This is a genomic window from Microbacterium sp. Leaf351 (assembly GCF_001423825.1).
Classification (GTDB): domain Bacteria; phylum Actinomycetota; class Actinomycetes; order Actinomycetales; family Microbacteriaceae; genus Microbacterium; species Microbacterium ginsengisoli.
On record NZ_LMPK01000003.1, the window covers coordinates 34,252 to 35,415 of the forward strand.

Annotated in this window: 2 protein-coding genes; one reads left to right on the top strand and one right to left on the bottom strand. The window is 71.5% G+C overall.

From position 1 onward, the window contains the following. Nucleotides 1-251: YciI family protein (locus ASG00_RS01635; RefSeq protein WP_082482988.1), on the bottom strand; the 251-nt coding region annotated here is incomplete at its 3' end. Between the two features lie 146 nt (nt 252-397). Here ASG00_RS01635 and ASG00_RS01640 point away from each other — a divergent pair. After that, complete coding sequence (locus ASG00_RS01640; RefSeq protein ID WP_200930826.1) at nt 398-1,135, top strand: SDR family NAD(P)-dependent oxidoreductase; 738 nt, start codon at nt 398-400, stop codon at nt 1,133-1,135. Nucleotides 1,136-1,164 lie beyond the last annotated feature (29 nt).

Consider the following 1,164-nt stretch of genomic DNA (forward strand, 5'->3'; position numbering starts at 1 on the left):
GTGATGGTGCGCACGCCGATCGCGCCGACCCGGTGGAACGGGTCGGCGTCGAGCCGGGCCGCGAGGGCGTCGGCGTCGGGCGCCTCGAAGATGAGCAGGGCCCGGGGCGGGTCCTGCGCGAGGGGGCCGCTCATGTACAGCGCGCCCTCCTCGTGCAGCCCGCGCAGGAACGCCACGTGCTCGGGTCGGTGCGCGTCGCGCACCTGGTCGCTGTCGGTCGCGTAGTCGTAAGTGACCGCGAACGTCGCCATCGGGACTCCTTCGTCAGAACGATCGGCGCGCGTGCGCCGGTGGCCAGTATGCGAGGGATGATCAAGACAGGGAACGACCAAATCCGTCTATGTTCATGTAGCCCCAGGCGGGTAATTCTCCGCAGTGGCGGCACTAACGTGCAGGCGTGACTCATGTGACTTTCGACTTCGACGACGCTGTGGTCGTCATCACCGGCGGCGCCCGCGGCATCGGCGCCGGTATCGGTGCCCGCTTCGCCGCGGCGGGCGCCCGCGTGGTCGTCTGGGACCTCGATCCCACGGCCGTCGACGGCTGGACCCCCGCCCTCGCGCTGCGGGTCGACGTGACGGATGCCGCCTCCGTCGCCGCTGCGGCGGAGGAGACCCTCGCGCTGGCGGGCCGCATCGACGTGCTGGTCGCCTGCGCCGGCATCACCGGGCCCGTCGCGCCCGTGTGGGACTACGACCCGGAGGCGTGGCGCCGGGTGCTGGAGATCGACCTCACGGGCACGTTCCTCGCCGCCCGCGCCGTCGCGCCCGCGATGCGTGCGCAGCAGTGGGGCCGGATCGTGTTCGTCGCGTCGATCGCGGGCAAGGAGGGAAACCCCGAGCTCGCCGCCTACTCGGCCGCGAAGCACGGCGTCGTCGGGCTGACGAAGTCGCTCGCCCGCGAGCTCATCCACGACGGCGTCACCGTCAACGCGGTCACGCCCGTCATGGTGCAGACCGACCTGTTCGCGCAACTCCCGCCGGCCTTCATCGAACGGACGCGGGCGCTCATCCCGATGGGGCGCTTCCTGCAGATCGACGAGGTCGCCTCGACCGTCATGTGGATCTCGAGCGATGCGTGCAGCTTCACCACCGGCACGGCATTCGACCTGTCCGGCGGCCGCGCCGACTTCTGACCCTCACGGGTGGGCGGATCGCGCCGCCC